The sequence below is a fragment of the Paenibacillus albicereus genome (assembly GCF_012676905.1).
GTDB classification, from domain to species: Bacteria; Bacillota; Bacilli; order Paenibacillales; family Paenibacillaceae; genus Paenibacillus_O; species Paenibacillus_O albicereus.
In genome coordinates, this window is record NZ_CP051428.1 from 231,272 (window position 1) to 256,497 (window position 25,226).

The window sequence follows — 25,226 nt, forward strand, 5'->3', positions numbered from 1 at the left end:
GTCAGGAGCCGGCCTTTTCCAGGAAGGCCTTGAGGAACTGGACTTTGCTGTAGGCGGTGCCGCCCTGGGCCAGCGGGTCCACGAGGTTGACGTGCATATTGCCGTTTTTCACGGCGCCGAGGCTTTGGAAGATCGGGTTCTTCTGCAGCTCGTCGAGAGCTTTCGGAGACTTGCTGTTCTCGTCTTCCGAGAACTGGACGAACAGCACGTCCGGGTTCATCTCGGCCAGCTTTTCGATCGACAGCACCTCTTGCTTCTTGGCGGCGGCGATCGCCTCCGGCAGCTTGAAGCCGAGGTCGCCGTACAGCACCGGGTTGAAGAACAGGTCCTTGCCGTAGACGTACACTTCGCCTTGGCGGATGCGGACGATCGCGGCGGTCTGGCCGCTCCGCTTGTCGCCGAGCTTCGCCTTGGCCGCCTCGAGGTCGGCCTTGAAGGCGTCGGCCTGAGCGGTTGCTTCCGCCTGCTTGCCGCTCAGCTCGCCGAGCAGCTTGAGGTTGTCCTCCCAGTGGGTCGACACGTGGGAATACGGGATGACGGTGGCGATCTGCTTCAGCTTCTCGACGACGGCCGGATCGAACTTCGTCGAGGCGAGGATGACGTCCGGCTTGAGCGACAGGATCTTCTCGAAGTTCGGCTCGGTCTTCTCTCCGACCATCTCGGCCTTGTCGGTGATGGAGGCGAACAGCGGAGGGAATTTGCCGGAGAAGCTGATCGCGCCGACCGGATGGAGGTCGAGCAGGATGGAGTCCTCCATCGCCTCGACGGCGCCGGTGATGACGATGCGCTCGGTGGAGGCGGGCAGCTCGTACGACTCGCCGAGGTAGGTGACGGCTTTCGTGCCGGAGGCTTCGGGAGAAGCGCTCGGTTCGGCGGACGGCGATGCCGACGGAGCGGCGGACGGCGAGGCGGTCGGGGCCGGGCTGGAAGCAGAGCCTCCGTTATCGGATTCGGAGCTGCCGCAAGCGGCGAGCGCTCCGATCGCAAGCAGCAGCAGAGCGGCGAGCAGAACTTTTTTCATGGTGGAACCAGACTCCCTTCGATATGGACCTTCTATGATAATGATTCTCAATGTCACTTTCATCATCGTAAAAGATCGTCCTCGTTCCCTCCATAGACAAAGGGACGAAAAAGCATGGACAATCGGGAACGCAGGGTCGTCCGTCCATCGGGAATGCAAGGTCGTCCGTCTAACCATGCCGGCCGAGCAGGGCCAGCGTCTCCTCGCGGATGCGGTCGAGCGCGATCGGCGAATACTCGCGCCAGGGGCTGGAGGCGAGCATCCTCAGCCCGCCGGCCCGCACGGCCGGCAGCCCGAGCCACTGCGGAGACTGGCTGAACCGGCCCCAATGCTCGAGCGTCTCCGATTCCTGGCAGACGAGCAGCCAGATCTGGCCGATGTCGGGATCGCGCAGCCTCTCCAGCGGCAGCGGCGTTCCGCTGTCGCGATGGTCTAAGGAAGCGGCTGGGCGGGGCACGCCGAGCTCGCGGTGCACGAAGTCCATCAGTCCCTCGCAGCCGTGCGGATAGAGCTGGCCTTTGAGCAGGCGCACGATCAGCACGGAAGGGGTCCCGCTGCCGCCCACCGCCGCCCGAGCCGCTGCGACGCGCCGGTCGAAGGCGCCGATCCATCGCTCCGCGTCCGCCTCCAGCCCGAGACGCCGGCCGATGTCCGTCAGGCCCTGCCTCCAGCCGTCCGGCTGCTCCTTCGGCAGCCGGACGATCGGGCCGATCGCTTCCAGGTGGCGCCGCACGTCCTCCTCCAGATCAGCCGAGCAGACGGTCAGCTCCGGCCGCAGCTGCCGCAGCTGCTCCAGATCGTCCCGCACCTGCAGCTCCGTCAAGCCATAGCTGAGGTGCTGCGGCACGTCGGTTCCCCAGCGCTCGAGGTAGTAGCGCATCCACTTGGGATGCATCGGGGCCGCATGCGGCAGGGCGCCGAGCGGCAGCAGGTAGCCGAGCGGAGAGGCGTTGCCGTAGGCCGCGATCCGCTGCCGCCGCTGCTCCATATACCGGGTCGGGGAGACGCCGTGCGCTTTTTTGAACAGGCGGCTGAAATAAAACTCGTCTTCGTATCCGACCGCATGGGCGACATCTTTGAGCCGGCTGTCCGAGCGCAGCATGAGCTGCTTCGCCTTGGCCAGACGCAGCCGGGTCAGATGCTCGCGCGGCGTGCTGCCGTACGCTTTTTTGAAGCTCGCGGCAAAATGCTTGGGGCTGCAGCCGGCCAGCTCGGCGAGCAGCTCCAGCGACAGCGGCTCCCGCATATGCTCCTCCATGTAGGCGCGCACCGGCTCCAGCGGCTCGTCCGCCGCCGGGTCGGGCGCGGCTTCCTCGATCGTCTCCAGCAGCAGGTGCAAGGCATCGGCCTGCGCGCGCAAGCGGCCGAGCGGCCGCTCGCCGCCGAATCCGGCGCAGATCGCGCGGCAGCGGTCCTGCAGCTGGGCTGCGGCAGGCAGCCGCGCCTCGCGCGGAAGCGCGGCGGCGACCGCATCGGCTTCGACCGGGCGCAGCCGCCCCGGCAAGGCCGGATCGGGCGCATGCAGCTCGATCCGCAGCAGCGCCGCCGCTCCTCGGCCGCCGCCGTCGGCAGCCAGCGCGAACGTGCTCTCCGGCGGACACAGGTAGACGACGCCGGCGCCCATCCGGGCGGAGCCGGCTCCGCGCTCCAGCCGGACCTTGCCGTCCAGCAGCACGAGCAGCGCGGTCTGGCGCAGCAGCTGCTGCGTCATGCCGGGGCGGTCGGGTCCGACCTGCAAGACGGACGCGTCGCGCAGACGGATCGTCCAGGCGCCGATATCGATCGGCTGCGGCGCGGGGCTCTGCGGATGGGACGGCAAGGCGGGGCGGATCATGGCGGTCTCTCCTTCAATCAATGAGAATCGTTATCAGTCTAGTGTAAAGCAGATCGTCCCGACCGGCAAGCTTCCTTCGTCGAGCAGAGCCGACGGAAGCCTAAGGGGGGCCGCAGACGCGTCCGTCCTGCCTGGCCGCTGTCAATCGGGTACCGCTTTCGTGTATGATGGAGAGACCTAATTGTTGGAGGGTTCCGATGGATTACATCATTCTCGATATCGAGTTCAACGGGAGGAAGTTCGCGAGCGACAAGCCGATGGAGGTCATCGAGATCGGCGCGGTGCGGCTCGACGGCTCCCTTCGCCACGTCGACGAGTTCAGCTCCTTGATCCGCCCGGTCTATTTCGCCAAGCTCAACAGCTTCATCCGGGAGAAGACCGGCATCCCCCAGGAAGACATCGACGCGGCCAAGGGCTTCGTGCCCGTCATCCGCGCGTTCCTGCAGTGGCTGGACCGGAGCGAGGCTTGCACGTTCGTCACTTGGGGCGGCGAGGACCTGAAGCGGATCGTGCTCGACACGAGGATGCACAAGCTCGACGACGCATACTGGCTCCAGGCGGACTACTACGATCTGCTCAAGATTTATCTGCGCACGCGCGGACTGACCAACGACGTCAGCGTGGAAAAGGCGCTCGAGGAGCTCGGCATCCCGGCGGAGGGCTCGGCGCACCGGGCGCTCGACGACGCGCGCATGACGGCGGAGATTTTCCGCCGCGTCTTTCCTGAGATCATGCCGGAGGCCGACGTCCGCCGCTACAAGGACACCTACTCCAACGCGAAGGAGCGCCGCATGGTCAAGAACGCCATCCGCACCCTCCATGCGCTGAAGATCGCTCCGACGTGGGAGCTGGTGGCGGATAAGCTGGCCAAGGCCAAGGTGGACCTGGACAACGTCAAAAAAGCCGCCGAGCTGAAAGCCTACTACGAGGTCGAGGCGGCCAAGCCGGTCAAGCCGCGTCCTCCGCGCCCGGAGCGGCCGGCCGGCGCGACGGACGAGTCGGCGGCTGACGCCGCCGGCTCCTCCGCGGCGGACGCGGCTGACGACGCCGGCGCTGCAGGAGCCGCCGATGCTGCAGATGCAACCCACGCGACGGACTCCGCCGCCGCGGCGAAATCCGCCGATTGAGCGTACCGCTCTTTCTGTCCGCGTCAAATCAATAGGCTCATGATGAGCCGCGAGACCGGCCTGAAAAGGACCGGCCCTTCCGCTGAACGGCGGAGGGGCCGGTCCTTTTCGCATGGCGCTGAATCGAACGGCTGTAGATGCGCGGAAAAACCGAGCAATTCGGGTGCGTGGAGGACCGGGTGGTCGGAGATGCGCGGAAAAACCGAGCAATTCGGGTGCGTGGAGGGCCGGGTGGTCGGAAATGCGCGGAAAACCCGAGCAATTCGGGTGCGTGGAGGCTGAATGGTTGGAGATGCGCGGAAAAACCGAGCAGCTCGGGTGCGTGGAGGCTGGATGGTCGGAGATATGCGGAAAAGCCGAGCAACTCGGGTGCGTGGAGGGCCGGGTGGTCGGAGATACGCGGAAAAACCGAGCAGCTCGCGTAGCGGAGGGGACGGAAACCTCTTGGAGAAGCGGGAGCGGTTCCCTTGAAGGCCGGATTCCTTCCGTATTGGAAAGGGAGATGAGAGGAATCTGGGCTTCAGCGGAATCGGAAAGAGGTTCCGTCCCCGGAGCGATGCCGATTGGCCGGCTTCAGCGGAATCGGAAAGAGGTCCCGTCCCCGGAGCGGTGCCGATCGGCCGGCTTCAGCGGAATCGGAAAGAGGTTCCGTCCCCGAAGCGGTGCCGATCCGCCTGCCTCCGCAGGCAAGGTTCCGTCCCCGGAGCGATGCCGATCGGCCGGCTTCAGCGGGATCGGAAAGAGGTTCCGTCCCCGGAGCGGTGCCGATCCGCCTGCCTCCGCAGGCAAGGTCCCGTCCGCAGCCGTTTCAACCCGCAGCCGGCTCCTCCGTCAGCTCCAGCACGACCGGGCAATGGTCGCTGCCGAGCACCGCGCTGTCGATCTCCGCTGCGGCCAGCAGCGGGCGCAGCCGGTCGGACACGAGGAAATAATCGATGCGCCAGCCGATGTTCCGCTCGCGCACCTTGGGCATGAACGACCACCACGTATAGGCGTCCGTCCGGTCCGGATGCAGATGGCGGAACGTATCCGTGAAGCCGGCCGCCAGCAGCGCGCTCATGCAGCCCCGTTCCTCGTCGGTAAAGCCCGAGTTGCCGCGGTTCGGCTTGGCATTCTTGAGATCGATGTCCTGATGGGCGACGTTGAGGTCGCCGCACAGGATGACCGGCTTGACCGCGTCCAGCCCCTTGAGATAGGCCAGCATGCGCGCCTCCCATTCCAGCCGGTAGGGCAGCCGCGACAGGTCGCGCCTGGAGTTCGGCGTATAGACGTTGACGAGGTACCAGCCCTCGAACTCCAGCGTCAGGATGCGGCCTTCCTCCTCGAAGTCGTCCTCCAGCCCGTACCGCACGGACAGCGGCTTCCGCCGCGTCCACACCGCAGTGCCCGAGTAGCCCTTGCGCGCGGCGTAGTTCCAGAACAGATGGTAGCCCTCGCCATGGGCCAGCTCGATCTGCCCCTCCTGCAGCTTCGTCTCCTGCACGCAGAAGACGTCGGCGTCCAATGCCTCGAAGTAGTCGGCAAAGCCTTTCTTGACGCAGGCCCGCAAGCCGTTGACGTTCCATGATGCCAGCTTCAATTGCGATTCTCTCCCCGTTCTTGGTCGTCCGTCCAGTGTAGCACGGGGCGCGGGGGCCTGTCAGCGGAAGGGAAAGGAAGCGCCGGCTTCAGCCCGCGCCCAGATGGCGGGCCGTCTCGCTGCGGTAGGCGCCGATGGCCGGAGCGAGGCCGGACAGGACTCCGGCGGCCAGCACGAGCGCGGCAATGCCGATCCACGACCAGTCGAAGCCGAGCTGGACGGAGATCGACACTTGCGAGCCGGCGTAGTCCGCCAGCACGGCGGCCAGCCCGTAGGCGCCGAGCACGCCGAGCGTGCAGCCGAGCGCCGTGACGAGCGCCGACTCCAGCAGCACGATGGCCATCACCTGGCGCCGACGGGCTCCGAGCGAGCGCAGGATGGCGACGCTGCGCCGGCGCTCGACGGCCGAGCTGTACAGCGACAGGCAGACGGTGAGGCCGGCCATGCCGAGCAGCACCCAGCCGATGCCGCGCAGCGCCTGCTCGGCGCTGCCCATCATGTCGAACAGCCGCGCCAGCGTCTGGCCGGGCAGGACGGCTTGCGCCTGCTCTCCGGCATTGGTCTGCTGATACAGCTTCATCAGGCCGATGTAGCTGCTCGGCTTGACGAGCACCGCGGTGACGCCGCGCGACTCTTCCGGCGACTCGTCCCCACGGGCTTCGCGGCTCGCCGGCGATTCGTCCCCGTGAACCGCGCCGACGCCTTCCGCAGTCTCGTCGGCCTCATGGGCGTGGCTCTGCCAGTAGCTGTCCATGCTGACATAAATGCCTTGATCGGAAGGAGCTCTTACCCGCTCCAGGACGCCGACCACCGTATACGGGTGGTTGCCGTGCTCCTCCGGCTCGGCCGACGCCGCGACGCCGTGCTCGGAGACGAACGTGTCGCCGACCCGCAGGCCTTCGCGCCCCGCGACGTCGGCTCCGATGACCGCCTCGAACGGCTGGTCGAACCGCCTGCCTTCCCCCAGCTTGAAATAAGCCGGGTCGGACGGACGGCCGCGCAGGTCGAAAAAGTCCGGCGTCGTCCCGACGATCCTCCTGCCCCGCGCCTGGTCGCCGAGCGCGAACGGAACCGCCGTCTTCACCTCGGGATCGGCGGCAAGACGCTCGTAATAATCGTAGCTCAGGTTGGCCAGCGGCTTGTCCATGAGGAAGATCGTGTTGAACACGAGCTGGTTGGCGCTGCCCTTGGAGCCGATGAGCAGGCCGAACGGCTCGCTTGCCCGCTCGATGCCTTCCTTCGCTCCGCTGGAGAGCATGAGCACGGCGAGCGTCACGGCCAGGCCGATCATCACGACGGCGGCGGTAATCAGCGTCTGCGCCCGGCGCGCCATCAGGCCGCGCCAGGCCATGGAGAACAGGGACATGACGATCGGGCCTCCTTTTTGCAGGGGGATGAGGATGAGCGGTCGATGCGGAAGGCGGGACGGGGAAGTCCGACGATCGTCCGCCCAGGCCATCCGTGCGAGTCGGAGGACGCGCGGCCTTCCGGACGGTCCGTCGTCAGCCGATGGCCGCGCGCGGCCTTTCCGGCGGCATGGGAGCCGCCGAGCCGCGTGCCGAAATCTCTTTCATCGTGACGATCCGCTCCATGCGCGCCGCCAGGTCCATATCGTGCGTGCACAGCAGCAGCGCCGCACCGGATGCCGCAGCGGAGCCGGCCAGCAGCTCCATGACGCGATCCGCCGTCTCGGGGTCGAGGCTTGCCGTCGGCTCGTCCGCCAGCAGCAGGGACGGCTCGTTGACGAGCGCCCGGGCGATCGCCACGCGCTGCTGCTGGCCCTGGCTCAGCTGGCGGGGCAGATGGTCGAGACGGTCGGCGAGGCCGGCGTCTGCGAGCAGCTCCGCCGCCCGCTCCCGCTGCCGGCGCTTGCTCAGCGGGCTGCCGAAGGCGGCCGCCGCCAGCACGTTCTCGAGCGCGGTGAAGCCGGGCAGCAGCTGAAAGCTTTGGTGGACATAGCCGACCTGCGAGGCGCGCAGCCGGTCGAGGGAGCTTTCCTTCATGCGGTCCAACCGCTCGCCGAGCAGCTGGACCGAGCCCGAGCTCGGGCGCACGATGCCGCACAGCAGATGCAGCAGCGTGCTCTTGCCGGAGCCGCTCGGCCCGACAAGCGCGACGCGCTCGCTCCGGCCGAGCTCCCAGCGGGGCACCTCCAGCACGGTCAGCTCCCCGCCGTCCGGAGCCGGGTAGCGCTTGACGACATCCTCGAGGCGAAGCAGCGTCACGAGAGCACCTCCGTGTCATCCGCGACGATGCGGATGAGGCTGACGAAGCCGGTGTCCTCGTCGGTCTGCGAGCCGATGCTGAGCGTGCCGGTCACTTTCACCTGATGCTCGGTCGGCGTGAGCTCCTTGCCCTCGGGCAGCTGGACGACGACGATGTCGGTCGGCCAGTCGGCGTCCGTGGAGCAGAACGGGCAGACGGCGAGCGGAATGCGGGTCAGCACGAAAAACCGGACGGTCGCCGTCAGCGGCGGCGCCATGTAGCCGGTCATCTCGACCTTCATGCCGTCCAGCTCCTTGAGCTTGTCGGAAAAGGCCAGGCCGCGCACGCTTTCCTTGCCGTACAGCTCGGAGAAACGGATCGTCGACGGTCCGTCCAGGCTCTGCCGCACCGTAGGCTTGGCCGTGGGGGATGCCGCAGGAGCGGCCGTCCGCAGCGGGCTCGCGACCGGCGAAGCGGAAGCGGCAGGGGACGTCGAAGCGGGAGCGGCGGACGGCACGGCAGTCGGAGAGGCTGCGGCTGGAGCCGCGGACGGAGCGGAAGCCGCTGGAGGCGAGCCGGACGGAGCCGCGGTAGCGGCGGCAGACGGGGCGGAAGGCGCAGCGGTCGAGGCTCCCGGGGCGGCGGAGGCAGGCGCGTCGCTCGCGGACGGAACCGGCGAAGGCGAGGAGCCCGCGCTCGCAGGAGCGGAGCTAGGCGACGCGCCGTCAGCCGGCGACGCCGTCTCGGACGCAGCGGGGGCGGACTTGCCCGCCCTGCCGCCCTCCGCGAGCGCGCCGGCTCCGCTCTCCGCCGCTGCGGCCTGCGGCTCCGCCTGGGCAACGGCGGACGGCCCTCCCTCGGAAGGGAGAGCCGGTGACCCGCAGCCGCCCAGCAGCAGTCCGGCCGCGGCGAGCCCCGCCAGGATCGCGGAGGCGCGGCGCGGAACGAGGCTGCAGGCGGCAGTGCCTGTGCTGCGGCTCCTCATCGGGCGAGGGAGGCCAGCAGCGAGTCGCTGGTGACGATCAGCTTGCCGGACTCGGTCTTGAACTGGAGCGGCACCGTCTGATTGCCTTTTTTGGCGATGCCTTTGCCGTGATGGAGCACGAGCGTCGTTCCGCCGGCCTTGACGGTCGAGACGCCCTTCTTGGCGTCGTACGAGCGGCTGCCGCCGAACGAGCGCAGGAATGCGTCCAGCTCGATCCAGTTCCGCTTGGCGTCGAGCTTGCTGCCGTCGAGGCGCAGTCCGAGCGCTTGCGCCATGCCGAAGAAGAGTTCGGTATTGTCCAGCGTGCCCTTGAAGTACTCCGCGCCCGGGCCATGCGCCATCAGCGGCACGTCGTCGGCGGAGTGCACCTCGGTGCCCTCGGACTTCGGCAGCGTGCCGGTGTGCAGGTACTTGTCCTTGTCGGCGGCGTTCGGATTCGCGAGCGTGCCGGGATTGGCGATGTAGGCGTCGCCCGACAGCACGGCCGGCGCTTGCGGGACGGCGCTGAACTTGTAGTCTTCATAATAGTCCGGCGTCGCGCCGAAGACGACGGCCAGCTTGCGGTCCACGTCCGGCGTATCCGGGAAGCCGTCCTTGTCGGAGTCGGCGTACGTCGGGAACTTCGACTGCTCGTACGTGCGCACCGCCTCGCGGCCGGTCTTGCCGTCTCCTTCCCAGTACGTGCCGGCGATGCTCGTGGAATGGGAGTGGTCGGCCGTAGCCAGGACGAGCGTGTCGCCGCTTTCGTCCGCATAGGCGCGGGCGATTCCGATCGCCTTGTCCATCTCGATCGTATCGTAGGCGGAGCGCTCCCAGTCCATCGTGTGCAGCTGCTTGTCGATGCTGGCCCCTTCGACGACGAGGAAGAAGCCGTTGTCGTTTTTCTTCAGCACGTCGATCGCCTTTCTCGTCATGTCCCACAGCGTCGGCTGGTCGGTGAACGACTTGATCGCCGCCGCATTGTTCGTGGAGCGGTCGTAGTAGACGTTCATGTCGCCGGTGTGGAACAGGCCGAGCAGCTTGTCCGGCGTGCCGGAGCTTTTCAGGCCGGCCGCGTTTTCGACGAACGTGTAGCCCTCTTTCTCGAACGAGCCGATCAGGTCCTTCTCATCCTTGCGCTTGGAGCCCGGCACGGACTTCGGCAGGAAGTACGCCGAGCCTCCGCCCATCACGACCTCCGGCTGCAGCTGGAGCATCATGTCCGCGATCTCGGCCTTGTCGGCGCGGCGGCGCGTATGGGAGACGACGGCGGCTGGCGTGGCGTCCTCGATCTCGGATGTCGTCACGATGCCGACCGACATGCCGCGCGAGCGCTTCAGCATCTCGGCCAGCGTCTCGACCTTCGGATCGTCGAGCGAGTTCTCGGTATTGTCGGGGTAGATGCCGAGCGCGTTGACGGCCGACTTGTGGCCGGTATTGTAGGCGCTGGCGCTGTTGGCGGAGTCGGTGACGAGCGAGTCCATGCCCGACGTCGTCACGACGGCGCGCTGCTCCAGCTTGTCCAGCTCGAGCATGCCGTCGTATTTGCCCTCGGTCAGTCCCTTGGACATGACGCGGGCGATCGTGATGCTCGGCTGGGCCATGCCGTCGCCGACGAACAGGATGACGTTTTTGGCTTTGCGGCCGGCTTGTTCCGTATTCACGACTTCATACTGCACGGTGCGCTTCAGGCTTCCGGCCTCGACGGAGACGGCGACCGGGCCGACCTTGGAGAAGGAGACATCGCGGACGGTGAACTCGCGGCTCTTGCTGGTGGAGGTGAGCTCGAGCTTCTTGCCGAAGACGGCTTCGGGGCTCTTGCCGTTGATCGTGATGCGGACGGTCGAGGCGTCGCCCGTCCAGTCGTTCAGCTCCACGCGGAAGTCGAACTTCGAGCCGGCGAGGAACTTGGCCTGATGGATCGGGGCGATATAGATGGACGGCGCGGCCGATGGGGCAGGAGCCCCGGCTTCCGCGGCAGCCGCAGGCGGGGAGCCGCCGAGCTCGGCCAGCCCGGCTCCTCCGACGGCCGTCGCGGCGGCCAGCACCGCGCCAAGCAGGATACGGCTTGTCTTGCTCTGTGTGTTCATCCGAAAAAACCCTCCCAAGCGTATGGTATGAACGAATGCTCATCCGTAATCTTAGAAGGGCAATATGCGGGGGATGCTAACGCGATGTGAATAAATGGTAAAGATTAGTCGATTGCGGCTTCCGAATCCCCGCTGACGGTGCCGTCTGCGAGCAGCGAGCCGGCCGGGCGGTTGCCGAGCTGAAGCTCGCGGATCGAGTAGCCGAAGTCCATCTGAAGGTGAGGATTGTCCTTGAAGCCCTCCCAGTCGCCGCCCCAGGTGAAGCCGAGCTTTTTGGCCATGCCGGCGACCTCGAGCCAGTCGGCCCGGCCGTTCTTGTTGCCGTCGTATTCCATATCCCAGATGATGTCGCCGGAGCGGTCCTTGAGCGCGAAGTCCAGCGCGAGTCCGTAGTTGTGATACGACTCGCCGCCCTTGGCGTGGGTGACGATGCTGCCTTCGCTGTCCCGTCCTTGGGCGTAGATCTCGTCCTGCTCGGCTTCGCTGCGGAAGCCGTCCGTGAACACGACGGAGATGCCGGCGGCCTTCGCCTGGGCGGCGAGCCGCTCGCTTGCCGCCCGCAGCTCGGGATGCAGGCCGGCTACGGGCGGCACGTCGCGGTACAGGCCTTGCGGCACGATCTTGTCGAACGCCCGCGGCAGCTCCAGCTTGAGCAGGGCGAGCGCCGCCGCGGCCAGTCCGGCGACGATGAGCAAGCCGCCCATCGGGCTCCGCTTGCGCCGGGGCTTGGGCCGGACAGCGGCGCGGGCGCCGCGGCTGGGGGCGGGGGTCGGTCGAGGCATTCCCATGAGCGTCTCCTTTGTCGGCGTAGTCTCGGTAGCTTGTCTAGGTCAGACGATCCAGAGGGCGGGAAGGCTTCGCGAGCAGCTGCTTGTACGTCTCGATGGCGCGGGCGCGCGACGCCTTGAGATCGACGAGCGCGCGATCGGCGGGCTCATGGACGGACGCGGCGGACATCCCGGCCCGCTCCGGCAGCCAGCGCCGGATGTAGGCGCCGTCCGGGTCCCAGCGCCTCGACTGGACGACCGGATTCATGATGCGGAAGTACGGCGAGGCGTCGAAGCCGAGCGAGCTGCTCCACAGCCAGCCCCCGCGGTTGAGCGTGTTGTCGTAATCCAGCAGCTGCTTGCGGAACCACGGCTCGCCGGCCGTGAACGGCGCGAGCAGGTTTTTGCAAAGAAACATCGCCGTAATCATGCGCAGCCGGTTCGGCAGCTCGCCCGTCGTCCGCAGCTGCGTCATCGCCGCGTCGATGAGCGGCACGCCGGTACGGCCTTGCCGCCATGCTTCCGCATGCTCCTCCGTCAGGCCGGACAGGTCGACCCTCTCCTCGTAGCGGAAAAAGTCCGCGTCGAACCGCGCCTGGTACAGGTAGAAGTCGCGCCAGGCGAGCTGGCGGACCCAGCTCTCCGCGCCGGTGCGCGCGGTCGCGGCAGACGGATCGCGCGGAGCGGAGCCCGGCCCTTCGACGCTGCCCGGCAGCGCCAGCTCCAGCTGCACGGCGGCATCCGCCCGCCAGCCGGCCGCGCCGCCAAAGGCGAGCGGATCGCGCTCGTCCTCGCACCGAGCTTCATCCAGGGCGAGGACGTAGGCCCGGCGGGCCGACAGCGCGCCGACATTCAGCCAGCGGGAGAGGCCGCTGCCGGCATCCTGCGCGTAGCGGTCGCGCAGCTCCTCGTATGCCTGCAGGCTGCCGCCGAGGAACCGGTCGAGCTGCCGCTCGGGCCGCTCGTCCTCCGGCACGGCGGCGGAGAGCGCAGCGGCGAGCTCGGCGGGCAAGGGCCAGCGGAGAAGCGAGAGCGGGGCCGTCGGCAGCTCTCCCGCGCGTACGCCCGGGGGCGGAGCGAGCCGCGAGCGGACATAGCCGCTCCAAGCCCGGTAGAACGGGGTGAACACGCGGTACGGCTCTTTTCTTCCCGTATGCTCCTGGAACTCGTCCAGATCGGCGAGCGGCACATCCTCCAGCGCCGTCCAGCGAACGCCCCGGCCGCGGCAGACGGCGGCGAGCCGCTCGTCCCGCCGCAGCGCGTAAGGCGTATGGTCGGCGGTGACGACGACCTCCCGGATCGGCTCCCGCTCGAGCAGCTCGTCCACCACTCGGGCAGGGTCGCCATGCAATAGATGCAGCCGCGCTCCCTGGGCTTCGTAGTCCTGGCGCAGCATCCCGGCGGTCCGCAGGAAGTGCCGTCCCGGATGAGACGCGGCGCGGCCGTCTCCGAGCAGCGCCGGATCGAGGATCAGGACATGGATGCCCGGCATGCCGAGGCTGGCCGCGTAGTCGAACGCGCGCAGATCGCCCGCCCGGAGGTCCTTGCGGTGGATGAACAGATACATGGATGTGCCTCCTTGGACCGGACGCAGCCGGTCATGCTCTTCTCCGTAATACCCGGCCCGAAAGCAAACAAACCGCAGCAGGCGCTCCGGGGAGGCTTGCTGCGGCTTGCTCGGCCGTGCTCGAAAGGCTCTAGTCGACGTCCGGACCGCCGTCCGGCTGGTCGGCGGCTTCGTCCGCGAATTTCTCGAACGTCTTGTCGTCCATGATGCGGCGGGCCGACAGGTAGCGCTTGGCGTAGTAGGACTCGCTCAGCTCGCTGATCGTCACGCCCCGGCTGGAGGAGGAGTGGGCGAATTTTCCGTCCCCGACGTAGATGCCGACATGGGAGACGCCCTTGCCGCTCGTATTGAAGAAGACGAGATCGCCCGCCTTCAGGTCGTCCTTGGCGACCTTCTTGCCCATGGCCGATTGCGCCGCGGACGAGTGGGGGAGCGAGACTTTGAACTGCTTGAACACGTAGGACGTGAAGCCCGAGCAGTCGAAGCCTTTCGAGGTGGTGCCCGCCGCTTTGTACGGCGTGCCGATGACGCCGCTGATGACGCCATCCATTTTGGAGCCTGCCGATGCGCTTTGCGCGCCTGCGGTGAACAGCAGGGCAAGTCCGAGTACGATTGCTGCGGCTTTCTTCTTCAAAGCTGTGGTGCTCCTTCCAGAGCCTACGAGGTTAGCTGTGGGGTTCGGTTGAAGGTTCCCTATGATTTCTCCGGCCTTCCTGCCTTGCGGCGAGGAGGGCGAAATCAATTCACCCTATAGATGGTTCCCCCGTTTCCATGTTCATGGAACTCGGCATGTTTGAACTTCTTCTGGAAGTGGTATTCTTTTCTTTAAGCTATTTTCCTCCCTTTCCCGACATATTCTCATAATTCTCATGTTCAAAAAGAGGATTGACAGCGCTTGCTTCGGGAGCGCGAGTCGAACGGCGCCTCGCCCCGTCCGTATTCGCTCCATTCGAACCATCAAAAAAAAACGCCCCTCGCAAGGGGCGTTTCACATTCGGCGCGTCATCCGCGCCGGCGGGATCCGATCCGGATCAGGCGGTGTACAGCGAGTTTTCCATCAGGGTGAGCAGCTTCGTGCGCATGCCCATCAAGCTCGTCAGCTCGGCCTCGCCGAGGTCGAGCCCTTCCGGCCGCAGGCGGGCGTGCTCGCTTTGCAGCGACTCCAGCTCCTGAGCGTTGCGATAGGCGCCGGCGCGGTCCAGCAGGTCGCCGGTCGCTTGGTGCAGCTGCTCGTAGTAGGCGTAGATTTTTTCAGTCATCTTCATTCTTTCCTCTCTCTCTGGATTGAAACTCTCCTCTAGCATGTCCTGCATTCGTGGGCTTCTATGCTTCATTAAAGCTGCGGATGATGATCGTCAGATCAACGGCAGATGAAGGTTTGGTGTTTGCGGGCGCTGCCGGAGCGGAGATGCGCTGGGCTTCCGGCCTGGATGTTATATACACCGTATCGGAATCCGAAAAACAAGACGAAATTGTCAGAGAATTTACACGATTATAGCTTGACGATAAAAGATTGTCAACTAACCTGACGTCCGCCGGAATCAGGCTTGTCGGACCAGCAGCTGAATTGCGAGGAGAGGATCCAGACGTCGATCAGCGTACGGACGAAATGATAGCCTTGCTGAATGACAAGCGCGGCGAGCCCGGCCCAAGCCATCGCGCCGGCGCTGACGCCGGCTTGCAGCAGGCCGGACAGCAGCAGCAGGACGAGGCTGACGCCTGCCAGCGGCAGCAGGCGGCGCAGCGCCTGCTGGAAGCTTGCTCCCACGCTCAGGCCGCTTGCCGCGCCGAACTGCAGGCCGAGAATGAGCACATGGAGCAGCCCGATCCAGAGCAGCCAGGCTCCGAGCCACGGCAGCGCGTCTGCGGCCAGCTGCGGCAGCGAGCTGTAATGCTGGAAGCGATGGAAGCCTTCCCTTACGAGCCAGACGGCCGGTGCGAGCGCGAGCGCCAGCTCGGCGGCGGCAAGCAGGAGAAACGGCTTCCAGCAGACGCGGATGCCTTCGAGGAAGCGCGTGCCCCCTTCGGCTCCGGACTCGGCGGCGTGGCGGACGGAGTAGGCCAGGCCGGCGCTCAGCAGCGGGCCGAGCAGCAGGCGGGCGAGCAGCAGCCCGCCCAGCAGCCAGAGATAGGGATGCGCCAGGTCCGTCTTGAGCAGCCGGAACTGCGATTCCGCCCAGAAGATCGCGTCCCCGCCGGATGCCGCTCCGTCCGCGCCGGGATAGCGCTGCACGAGCGGCCGCACGACCGAATCGACCAGCCGGTACAGGAAGAAGCCCCACAGCAGCCGGTACAGGAACAGGAAGGCGGCGATCGGCAGATGCTTGACGGTCAGCCCCCAGCCTTGCTTGAGATAATTGGACACGGGATCATGCTCCTCTCTTCCTCCGCCCTCACCAGGCGAACGCTCCTGCGAGCCATTCCAGCGCCTTGACGATGCCGAGGCTGATCCGCACCCGCTGGTCCTCCGGCGCCTCGGCGCGCAGGAAGTTGTTGATCTGGCGGTTGTCCAGCGCGTTGAGCCGGTCCGGATCGACCGACGCCCACAGCAGCGGGGAGGAGGAGCTCAGCTTGTAGCTGACGTCGGCCTCTACGCCGTCCCATGCGCGCTCGATCGTCCGTCCGTCGGCGAAGCGGAAGCGGGTGTTCACCGGGCCGTATACGCCGTCAAGGCGGCGGATGACGACTTGCGACTCGTAGCCGGGCTTGCCGCCGGCGCCTTCCGCCGGAGAGACGCGGATCGAGTCGACCGCGTAGTCGGCCGTCTGGCCGCCGTAGACGAACTGGCTGAAGTAGTCGTCCCAGCTGTCCTTGGTCACCTGCTCCACGACCCGCTTGAAGTCGGCCGTCGTCGGATGCTTGAATTTATACTGGTTGAAATACGTCCGCAGGATCTTGCTCATCATCGCCGGTCCCGTCTGCTGCTCGATGCCGGTCAGCACGAGCTTCGCCCGGCTGTAGACGTTGTCGGCGTAGCGGCCATGCGGGCCGTACGACCAGGACAGCAGCTTGAGCGGGGCGGGGTCGGTGACGTAGCTCGCCTCCAGCGCGGTGCGCGGCTCGACGCCGTACTCGCTTTCCATGATCTTGTCCTCCGAGTAGGAGGTGAAGCCCTCGTCGAGCCACGCTTCCTCGAATTCGTTGGACGCGACCATGCCGTACCAGTACTGATGCCCGATCTCGTGCACGACGGTGCGCTCGAGGCTGTAGCCGGGATTGTCCGTCTCGGCGCCGAAGGCGGTCACGAGCGTCGGATACTCCATGCCGCCGGCGCCGTTCGCGGCAGCGGGAGGGACGACGATGGACAGCGTGCTGTAGGGGTATGAGCCGTACCACTGCGAGTATTTGGCGAGCGCCGACTTGGCCGCGTGCATGTAGCGCTCGGCCAGCTTCTTGTGGAGCGGGTCGAGGTAGAGCTTGATGCGCACGCCGGGGACGCCCGGGGCGGAGAACGCTTCTTCGCTATAGATGAAGTCGGGCGAGGCCGACCAGGCGAAGTCGTGCACGTCCTCGGCATAGAACGTGAACGTCTGCCCGTCCTTGGATGCCTCCGGGGGCTTCGTCTGCACGCCGGTCGCCGCCACCTTGTAGCCGGACGGGACCTCGATCTTGACCGAGTAGAGGCCGAAGTCGCTGTAGAACTCGGAATTGCCGTGGTACTGATGCGCGTTCCAGCCTTCCGGACGCGAGCCCGAGGCCGTGTTGTAGGCGGCGATCTTCGGGAACCACTGGCCGGCCATGACGAAGCTGCCGGAGTAGCCCATGCGCGCGAATACTTCGGGGAGGCCGACGCTGAAGCCGATGTGCAGCGTCACTTCCTCGCCCGGCGCGACCGGCTGCGGGAGCTTGAGCTTCGCCAGCGTGTAGTCGCTCTCGTTGCCGTCGTCCGGCTGGACGAAGTGCACGCGCGGCAGCAGGCTCGCCCCTTCCTCGGTCTTGAGCGACTCCAGCCGCATGTAGCCGCGGCTCGCCTCGGTCGCCTTGTCCTCGCGCAGCCGTCCGCCCGACTCCTTCATGAACGTGGTCTCGCCCGAGAGGAAAGCGTTCGGATACAGATGGAGGTACATGTCCGACACGGTTTTCTTGCCGGGGTTTCTCCAGGTGACCGTCTCGGTGCCGGTGAGCGTCTTGCCGCTCAGCTTGACCTGGATCTGGTAGTCCGTGACGCGCTGGGACAGCGGCTGCGTCACGGGAGCGGGAGCCGGGGAGGTTTCGGCTGCGGGCGTCGCGGCCTGTCCGGCGGAAGGCTCCGCATAGGCCAGTCCCGTTCCGGCCCACGGCAGAGGCAAGAGGGCGAGCAGCAGGGCTGCGTGCAGCAAAGGTTTGAATGATCGGCGACAGGTCATGGACCGGTTCCCTCCCGTTGACAAGCTTGTAAGGCATCTATATGTTTGCTTTTGCCGGATTATTAGCTAAAATGAAAAATATCGAATACAAGCCCCTGCTTGTACGCCGGGAGCGGCGCGCGGGCGGGGGCTATGAGCATAGATGGCTTGTCTTGGGTCACGGAAAGTCATGGAAGGGAGCGGGGCATGGAAGAGAACAAGGAAGCGAAGCGCCCGGAGGGCGAGGCAGGAGCGGCGGACGCGGTACGTCCGGGCGGCGAGGCGGAGGCGAAGCGTCCGGACGGCGAGGCAGGATCGGCGGAAGCGCAGCCGGCCAAGGGCAAGCGGGCGCTGTCGCTGAACGTCGTCAGCAGCAAGGAGCATCGCGGCTTCGGCGCGGGCACGATCGACCTCAGCCGCGTCTCCTCCGTCATCATCGACGGCGCAGAGGCTTACATCGACAACGGCGCGATGCACGCCAAGAGCAAGGTGGAGAAGGGAATCAAGTTCAGCCCGGACAAGGCGAACGTGCCGAACGGGCGTCCGGTCTGGATCGTCTGGGTCGCGGTCGACCGCGACGAGGAGGGCTCCTTCTACGCGGGAGCGACTGCCTGCCCGATGCTTGTGGACACCGAGGCGCGCCGCGGCTGGAAAATTCTCGCCCAGCACGTCAACAACCTCGACTATGCGATCAAGCGGCGCTTCGTCCTGGACGAGCTGTCCGCCGAGGAGAAGGGCGTGCTGCGCGAGCTGCTGATCTCCCATAATGCCGAATGGTGGGAGCGCTCGCCGCAGTCGCTCAAGGATCTTCTGGCGGAGTAGCGGCTCTTAGCCGGGGCCGCGTCGGCTGGCGGACCGGCAGAACCGGCAGGCATCGAGCCGGCTCCTCGGCGCATTGGCGCATGCGAACATAAAAAGGGCGGGTCGGAGAGTTCCATGTTCATGGACTTCTCCGATCCGCCTTTTTTGCTGCCGATGCATGAGCTCCCTCATCGGCTGCAGCATGCAGTTGCCGAGCTTCGCTCACTCCTCCTCGCGGAAGCCGCGGTAAGCCCGGGCGTGGAATCCCTCGATCCAGCGGAACAGCTGCCTCCCGCTTGGAGGAGGGATCAGGTCCGCCTCGCGGCCGGGCAGCGGCCGGTACATCGCCGCATACGGCTCCGGCACCCAGATATAGCGGTGCGCATATCCGTCCGGAGCGACGAATCCGGCGCGCTCCCAGAAGTGCCGGCGGCCCTCGTTCTCCTCGCCGCCTCCGGCTTCCGTCTCGATGACGAGCGCGCTGGCGGAGGCATGCTCCGCCGCCCACCGCTCTACTCCGTCCAGCAGCCGGATGCCGATTCCTTGCCCGCGAAGCGTCGGATCGACGGCGAGGTAGTCGACGATGAGCGCTTTTCCGCCGCCGCCCGGGCCGGCAAGCGCCATCGCGGCTGGCGAGGGGCGGCGCTCCTGCGAAGCGTTCTCGGCCAGCACGAAGACGAGCGCCTGGCCGCGCTCCAGCATGCGGCGCATCAGCGTCTCCGGCTTGCGCCCGTGAGGCGGGAAGGAGCGCTCGTAGATGGACCGCGCGGCGGGCCAGAGCGGATGGTCGAGACGGTCGAGGATGTGCAGCGGCATGCGGGTCGGCCTCCTTTTCGTACCCTGAGTATACCCCTGCGAGCCGGCCCCGAACACGCCAATAGGGCCTCCGCTTGTCTGCTGACAACCAGAGGCCCTATCTCCTGCAATTCGAGTTCCTATTCAATTAGACACTGACACTCCATTCCCAGCAGCTTGCGTAGCCTAACGCTTGCTTCCGTCTCAGATTTCGTTTCCTCCATACCGAATGTACCACAGGTTCGTGTGCGCAACAGATTTCAGCTTCTGTACCCGCATGTCCGCTCGGTCCTGCACGGGGAGCCAGCTTCACCGACCGGAACGTGTTGCCTTCCAGCCGGGGACATGCTTCGCTTACCGTCTCCATTGGACTATCCCCTTCCTGTGAGGAGTGCCTTCATTATACTTCATCTTTACAATTAATTAAATAATCAGAATATTTAGAATAGATCAGTAATCGGGCAAATTCCGCCTTCTTCGCCATCAGGCGCCTCTTTTTTGCCTTTTATTGCGGGAATCGTCGGGTTCTCTTGCGCTCGCGCCTATCCCGGCCTATCCAGCAACTTCCTCTCCGGACCAGGCGTCTAACTAAACGTTGCCAAGACGCGAGGACTCATCATGCAATCGGGGAAGGAATGAGAATGTGAAGCAAGCAAGGAAACCGGGACGGACGCCCGGCAACGGGCGCAGGCTGCTCGCGCTGTCGCTCGCCGCGCTGGTCGTAGCGGGAGCGGCGGCCGTGCCTGGACAAGCCGAAGCCGCGGCGCAGATCCGGCTGTATCTGGACGGCCAGGCGCTGGCATCGGAGGCGCCTCCCTATATCGTGCCCCAGGCGAACGTGACGATGGTGCCGCTGCGCGTCGTGAGCGAAGGGCTCGGCGCATCCGTAGGCTGGTCGGCCAAGGAGCGCCGGGCCGACATCGCCATGTCCGGCAGCGCGATCTCGCTCGTCATGGGACAGAGCTACGCGATCGTAAACGGAGCGCGCGTAAAGCTGGACGCATCCGTGCAAATGAAGCAGAACCGCACGATGGTGCCGCTGCGCTTCGTCGGGGAGCAGCTCGGGCTCGGCGTCGCCTGGAGCAGCGCCGACCGGACGGTCAAGCTGACCTCGCCCGGCGAAGGTCCGGCCCCTGGCCCCGGCGCCACGCCGAGCCCGAGTCCGGGGCCAGGGGCGACTCCGGCTCCGAGCCCGAGTCCCGGCCCGAGCGCGACGCCCGCGCCGACTCCCGGCACGCCGCCGGGCCAGGTCGTGCCGGGGCCGGGCGCCCCGGCCAAGCTGCGCGGGACTTGGGTATCGACGGTCTACAACCTCGACTGGCCGAGCGCCGCATCCGCCAAGAGCCGCGACAGCGCCAAGCAGAAGCTCGAGTTCACCCAGCTGCTCGACGAGCTGCAGGAGATGGGCATGAACGCGGTGTTCGTGCAGGTCCGTCCGGCGGGCGACGCCTTGTATCCGACGCTGCTCAGCCCGTGGTCCGCCTTCCTCACCGGCAAGCAGGGGCTTGCGGCAGACTACGATCCGCTGGCGTTCATGATCGACGAGGCCCATCGGCGCGGCATGGAGCTGCATGCCTGGTTCAATCCGTTCCGCGCGGCCAGCACGGCCGACACCGCCCAGCTCGATCCGGGCAGCATCGTGCGCCAGCATCCGGAGTGGATCGTGAACGCCGGCGGCAAGCTGTACGTCAACCCCGGCATCCCGGCGGCCCGCCAGGCGATCATCGACTCGATCGCAGAGGTGGCCGCGCGCTATGACGTGGACGGCATCCATCTCGACGACTACTTCTATCCGTCCGGCTCGGCGTTCGACGACGAAGGGACGTACAAGCTCTACAGCGCCGGATCGCTCTTGTCCAAGGGCGACTGGCGGCGGGCCAACATCAACGCCTTCGTCGAGGAGCTGGACCGCGCGGTCCATGCGGCGAAGCCCACGGTCCGGTTCGGCATCAGTCCGTTCGGCGTCTGGCGCAACCAGTCGACCGACCCCGCCGGCTCCGAGACCAAGGCGGGCGTGACCGCCTACGACAGCATGTATGCCGACGTGCGCCTGTGGGTGCAAAAAGGCTGGCTCGACTACGTCGCGCCGCAAATCTACTGGAGCTTCGCCCACCCGACCGTGCCGTACGGCAAGGTGGCCGACTGGTGGCAGCGCACGGTGCGCGGCACCGGCGTCGAGCTGTACGTCGGGCACTCGCCGTACAAGCTCGGCACGACCGAGGCCGGCTGGCAGTCGTCGGCGGAGATCGTCCGCCAGCTCGACTACAACCAGCTGGCCGGCTCCGTGACGGGCGAGCTGTTCTTCAGCGCCAAGGACCTGCGGCGCAACCCGCTCGGCATCGCGGACGCGCTGCGCTCCTACTACGCCGGAGCGGAATAGGGCAGGCATCGCCTGACGAAGCCGACCCGCCTGATTTCGTGCCGCCGCAGCGCCCTGCCGCGCGGCAACGCCTCGGCCCGGCGCTCGGCTTTCCGCGTCGCATGGAAAAGGGGCTGTCTCATCTCCGTTGCTGGAGATGAGGCAGCCCCTTTTTGTTCGACCTTACCAGTTGTTGCCGGACACGCGGGTGACGGTGAAGCCTGGGCTCTTGCTTTCGCCGTAGATGGCTTGGACGCCCGGGTTGTTCACCTTGACGTTCGTGAAGCTGGCCTGGCCGACGACCGGACCTTGGCCCTGCTCCGCGCTGGCGACGAGCTTGATGCCGTAGCGGGTCGGGTTGTTGATCGTGACGTTTTCGACGCGCACGTTCTGCATCGGCAGGTTTTCCGGAGACTTGGACTGGAACATGAGGCCGAAGTAGACCGGGTTGTTGATGTCGACGTTTTTGACGAGGATGTTCTTGAACGTGCGGTCGCCGCCGAAGAACCAGATGGCGCCGAAGTTCTGGTATTCGTTGATCTTGTCGTCCGCGCCGACGCTCGTCCAGAAGTCGCCGCCGGTGCGGTCGAGCGTGACGCCGTCGATGACCGTATCCTTGTCGCCGAAGCCGAGCGTGTTGTAGCCGAAGCTCAGGCTGCTGATCGTCAGGCCTGGATAGGTGAGCGTATCCGCGCCGTACAGGTTCTGGTACAGGTTGTCCGAGCCGCCGTACACGGCGAAGGCGGCGGCGCGGCGCACGCAGGTCGCGGTCAGGTTCGTGTACTTGTTGCCGACGTTGTAGGAGCCGCCGGCGTCGACGGCGCTGAACAGCGCGAACGCGTCATCGCCCGCTCCTCGGGAGTAGTTGTTGTCGATGACGTTGTAGGACGAGCCGTTCGTCATGTTGATGCCGTCCGCGAACGTGTTCTTGATGCGGTTGTTCTTGAACGTATTGTTGGAAGAATTCACGCCCCAGTACAGGCAGATGAAGTGCTCGACCCAAATGTTCTGCACGGTCACGTTCTGCATGCCGTTGCCGTCGATGAACTTGCCCGGGCCGTCGGTGCGGTACACGTAGTTGCCCCAGGCCGACAGGTCGCGGATCGTCGAGCCGTTGGCGGTCGAGCTGATGTTGAAGCCGATGTCCGTATTGGTCTGGCTCGCCGGAGCGACGAGCTTCGTGTGCCAAGGACCGGCGCCGATGATTTCCGTCGCGCGGCCGTACAGATAGATCTTGCTGCCGAGCTCCCACTGGCCCGCCGGAATGAAGATGCCCTTCTTGGTCGTATCCTGGCGGAACTCGTTCAGCGCCTGATCGATGGACTTGGAGGCGGACACCTGCACGTACTTGCTCGGGTCCGGATTGGAGGCGGCCGGAGCGACCTGCTCCGTCTCGATCATGTCCACGTAGATCCACGGCACGTCGCCGGCATCCTTCTGGATCTTGATCTTCGTGCCCGCCGGGTACACGGTGTCGAGCAGCAGCTGGGCGTCCTCGTACAGCCAGTACGCGGTCAGGCCCGAGCCGGGCGCGTTGTCGTAGCCGAGCCGTCCGAGCGTGCTCGGCGTGGCGTACACGTGGGAGAACTTGGACGTGACGTTGAACTTTCCTTTGGAAACGCCGTTCGCATACAGCGTGACCGTGCCGCTCGTGCTTTCGGCGACGGAGCTGCGCAGCACGAAGGCGTTCGCCGGCGAGGTCAGCGTGAACTCGACGTATTCCCCGCTCGCGTCCAGCTGGACGGCGGAGCGTCCCGATGCTTCACCGGCATAGTCGCCGGGCTTGAAGTTCGGCGCCAGACGCGTGCCGTTCGTGGCGTTGCCTGCCGCCTCGGCCTCGAGGATCGTGAACGGCATGTTGGCGCCGCGGCCGGAATAGAGGCTGGCCGTGCTCGTATTGTTCTGCTGCTTGACCGCGACCTCGTTGCCGTCGGCGGCGACCGTCGTCGTGACGGAGTAGCTGCCGTTGACGGCCGTCCACGTGCCGGCCGTGACGGTCGCGGATGCGCCGGCGGCAAGCGAGCCGGAGTAGGAAGCGCTCCACGACTGCACGGTCGCGCCGGCGGCGTTCTTCAGCACCACCGTAATCGGATGGGCGCCTCCGGCCGAAGCCGTGTTGCCCTGGTTGGTCAGGTTGACGGAGAACGTGACCGTGTTGCCGGCGCTCGGATTGCCCGGCGTCCACGACGTCGTGGCGATCAGGTCGGAGCTCGTCACCGGCGCGACGACGAGGGAGGAGGAGTGCGTGTAGCTGTTGTTGGACTCGTTCTGCTCGACGACCGTGTTGGCCGGATCGACCTTGGCGCCGGGCGCGTACGTGCCGGCGTTCCTTGCGCCGATGTTCAGCGATACGGTCGTCTGGGCGCCTGCGGCGAGCGCGCCTACCGATGCGGTGCCGACCTGCTCGCTGCCCAGGAGGAAGGCGACCGTGGTCGCGCCGGACGCGAGCGTGCCGCTGTTCTGCACCGTTGCGCTCAGCGTGACGGCCGTATTTTCGACCGGCGAGGACGGCGTCCAGGACATGCCGTTCACCTTCAGGTCCGGGTTGGCCGCAGGCGTGCCGTACACTTCGAATTCCGCGACTTGGCCGGCCGGAGCGCCGGAGTTGGCGGTGATGTTCAGTTGCACCTGCTTGGCCGTCGCCGAGACCGGAATCGTCACTTTGTTGCCGGCAGCGGGGTTGAACGTGTAGGACTGGGCGGCGACGAGGCTCGTGAACGTGGAGCTCGCCTGGGTGTTGCCCAGCACCTGGATCGTCTGCGTGCGCGTGCCCCATGCGCTCGACGGGTCGAGCTTCAGGACGATCGAGCTCAGGCCATGGTTCGTGCCGAGGTCGACGGTCAGCTGGCTGGGATTGCCGCCGCCCTCCCAATAGGTCGTGGCGCTGCCGTCATTGGCGTTCGTCGCGACGAAGGTGTGGACGACCGACGAGGCCGTGATCGGCTTGTTCAGCGCGACGTTGCTTCCGGCTGGCGTCGCGGTCGGCGTTGCCGTCGGAGTCGGAGTCGGAGTTGCGGTCGGCGTAGGCGTTGCCGTCGGCGTTGCCGTCGGCGTCGGCGTTGCCGTCGGCGTCGCGGTCGGAGTGGCCGTCGGAGTCGGAGTCGGTGCGGAAGCGCCGTAGATTTGGAACTCCGATATCTGCCCGGCCGGCCAGCCCGTATTGGCGGTGAAGCTGAGGCGCACGTAACGGGCCGAAGCCGCCGCGAAGCTGATCGTCGCGGAGTTGCCGCCGGATGGGTTGAAGGTATAGCTCGCCGACCCTACGATCGTGGAGAACGAGCTGCCGTTCGTGCTGCCCTGGACGGACAGCGTCTGCGTGCGCGTTTCCCAGGCGGAGGGCAGCTTGAGCACGACCTGGTCGATGCTCGTCGCCGCTCCCAGATCGATCTGGACCCATTGGGGAAAGGCGTTGTTCGGGCTTTCCCAATACGTGGCGGCATTGCCGTCGTTGACGTTGCCGGCGCCATAGACGTCGGCGAAGCCGCTCGCGGTCGCCGTCTTGCCGATCGCGAGGTTCGGTCCTCCCGCAGCGTCCGCCGGCGCAGGCGACAGCGACAGCTGCGAAAGCAGGACCATGCACGCAAGGAGCCAAGATACATAGGGATTTCGTACGGTAGCCTTTCGTTTTGCTTGCTGGCTCGTGGACATCATGTACCTCCTCGTTCAAGTAAATGCGACTGATATAAAGCGCTTTCATCATTTCCGGCCGTGCCTCGTTCCCGCTTCGAGCTCGCCTCCCCCCGGACCGTCCAGGCGGTCCTGCTGTCATTTTAAGCCAGTCATGGACAAGCC

Annotated in this window: 18 protein-coding genes and 1 riboswitch; of the genes, 3 read left to right on the plus strand and 15 right to left on the minus strand. The window is 66.2% G+C overall.

Annotation, left to right across the window (positions count from 1 at the left end):
• Window position 1 precedes the first annotated feature (1 nt).
• Together HGI30_RS01060 and HGI30_RS01065 are read right to left on the minus strand one after the other, a co-directional pair.
• Entirely contained in the window at window positions 2-1,021 is a 1,020-nt protein-coding gene (locus HGI30_RS01060; RefSeq protein WP_168906013.1) for an ABC transporter substrate-binding protein, read from the minus strand.
• 169 nt (window positions 1,022-1,190) lie between these two features.
• A complete protein-coding gene (locus HGI30_RS01065; protein ID WP_168906014.1) occupies window positions 1,191-2,855 on the minus strand; it encodes a helix-turn-helix domain-containing protein in 1,665 nt (554 codons plus the stop codon).
• A gap of 197 nt (window positions 2,856-3,052) precedes the next feature.
• Here HGI30_RS01065 and HGI30_RS01070 point away from each other — a divergent pair, with 197 nt between their 5' ends.
• Window positions 3,053-3,982: a 3'-5' exonuclease gene (locus HGI30_RS01070; protein ID WP_206109991.1), complete on the plus strand. Its 930-nt coding sequence runs from the start codon at window positions 3,053-3,055 to the stop codon at window positions 3,980-3,982.
• A gap of 808 nt (window positions 3,983-4,790) precedes the next feature.
• Here HGI30_RS01070 and HGI30_RS01075 read toward each other — a convergent pair.
• From HGI30_RS01075 to HGI30_RS01125, 11 genes are all read right to left on the minus strand, one after another.
• Complete coding sequence (locus HGI30_RS01075) at window positions 4,791-5,561, minus strand: exodeoxyribonuclease III (RefSeq protein WP_168906015.1); 771 nt, start codon at window positions 5,559-5,561, stop codon at window positions 4,791-4,793.
• A gap of 88 nt (window positions 5,562-5,649) precedes the next feature.
• On the minus strand, window positions 5,650-6,927 hold the full coding sequence (locus HGI30_RS01080) for an ABC transporter permease (RefSeq protein WP_168906016.1): 1,278 nt from the start codon (window positions 6,925-6,927) through the stop codon (window positions 5,650-5,652).
• A gap of 136 nt (window positions 6,928-7,063) precedes the next feature.
• Window positions 7,064-7,786: an ABC transporter ATP-binding protein gene (locus tag HGI30_RS01085; RefSeq protein ID WP_235680276.1), complete on the minus strand. Its 723-nt coding sequence runs from the start codon at window positions 7,784-7,786 to the stop codon at window positions 7,064-7,066.
• On the minus strand, window positions 7,783-8,751 hold the full coding sequence (locus HGI30_RS22995) for a hypothetical protein (protein WP_206109993.1): 969 nt from the start codon (window positions 8,749-8,751) through the stop codon (window positions 7,783-7,785). Before HGI30_RS22995 ends, HGI30_RS01085 begins: the two co-directional genes overlap by 4 nt.
• The gene (locus tag HGI30_RS01095; RefSeq protein ID WP_168906017.1) at window positions 8,748-10,820 is read right to left on the minus strand and encodes an alkaline phosphatase; all 2,073 of its coding nucleotides are present in this window, start codon (window positions 10,818-10,820) and stop codon (window positions 8,748-8,750) included. The genes HGI30_RS22995 and HGI30_RS01095 overlap by 4 nt, the downstream gene beginning before the upstream one ends.
• 104 nt (window positions 10,821-10,924) lie before the next feature.
• Complete coding sequence (locus HGI30_RS01100; RefSeq protein WP_235680277.1) at window positions 10,925-11,602, minus strand: M15 family metallopeptidase; 678 nt, start codon at window positions 11,600-11,602, stop codon at window positions 10,925-10,927.
• Between the two features lie 43 nt (window positions 11,603-11,645).
• Window positions 11,646-13,154, minus strand: coding sequence for a cryptochrome/photolyase family protein (locus HGI30_RS01105; RefSeq protein ID WP_235680278.1), 1,509 nt, complete (start codon window positions 13,152-13,154; stop codon window positions 11,646-11,648).
• A 130-nt stretch (window positions 13,155-13,284) separates the two neighbouring features.
• Window positions 13,285-13,788 (minus strand): C40 family peptidase, encoded by a 504-nt coding sequence (locus HGI30_RS01110; protein ID WP_168906018.1) that lies wholly within the window; start codon window positions 13,786-13,788, stop codon window positions 13,285-13,287.
• A 5-nt stretch (window positions 13,789-13,793) separates the two neighbouring features.
• A riboswitch (cyclic di-AMP (ydaO/yuaA leader) is annotated at window positions 13,794-13,954 on the minus strand.
• A 231-nt stretch (window positions 13,955-14,185) separates the two neighbouring features.
• Complete coding sequence (locus HGI30_RS01115; RefSeq protein WP_168906019.1) at window positions 14,186-14,413, minus strand: hypothetical protein; 228 nt, start codon at window positions 14,411-14,413, stop codon at window positions 14,186-14,188.
• 257 nt (window positions 14,414-14,670) lie between these two features.
• The gene (locus tag HGI30_RS01120) at window positions 14,671-15,519 is read right to left on the minus strand and encodes a hypothetical protein (protein WP_168906020.1); all 849 of its coding nucleotides are present in this window, start codon (window positions 15,517-15,519) and stop codon (window positions 14,671-14,673) included.
• A gap of 28 nt (window positions 15,520-15,547) precedes the next feature.
• Window positions 15,548-17,500: a M1 family metallopeptidase gene (locus HGI30_RS01125; protein WP_168906021.1), complete on the minus strand. Its 1,953-nt coding sequence runs from the start codon at window positions 17,498-17,500 to the stop codon at window positions 15,548-15,550.
• A 186-nt stretch (window positions 17,501-17,686) separates the two neighbouring features.
• Here HGI30_RS01125 and HGI30_RS01130 point away from each other — a divergent pair, with 186 nt between their 5' ends.
• A complete protein-coding gene (locus HGI30_RS01130) occupies window positions 17,687-18,301 on the plus strand; it encodes a YwhD family protein (RefSeq protein WP_168906022.1) in 615 nt (204 codons plus the stop codon).
• A gap of 201 nt (window positions 18,302-18,502) precedes the next feature.
• On the opposite strand, the gene HGI30_RS01135 is transcribed toward HGI30_RS01130, so the two are convergent.
• Window positions 18,503-19,096 (minus strand): GNAT family N-acetyltransferase, encoded by a 594-nt coding sequence (locus tag HGI30_RS01135; RefSeq protein ID WP_168906023.1) that lies wholly within the window; start codon window positions 19,094-19,096, stop codon window positions 18,503-18,505.
• A gap of 622 nt (window positions 19,097-19,718) precedes the next feature.
• Here HGI30_RS01135 and HGI30_RS01140 point away from each other — a divergent pair.
• On the plus strand, window positions 19,719-21,455 hold the full coding sequence (locus tag HGI30_RS01140) for a family 10 glycosylhydrolase (protein WP_235680279.1): 1,737 nt from the start codon (window positions 19,719-19,721) through the stop codon (window positions 21,453-21,455).
• Between the two features lie 162 nt (window positions 21,456-21,617).
• Here the strand turns inward: HGI30_RS01140 and HGI30_RS01145 are convergent, their stop codons facing one another.
• Window positions 21,618-25,010: a galactose-binding domain-containing protein gene (locus tag HGI30_RS01145; protein ID WP_168906024.1), complete on the minus strand. Its 3,393-nt coding sequence runs from the start codon at window positions 25,008-25,010 to the stop codon at window positions 21,618-21,620.
• Window positions 25,011-25,226 lie beyond the last annotated feature (216 nt).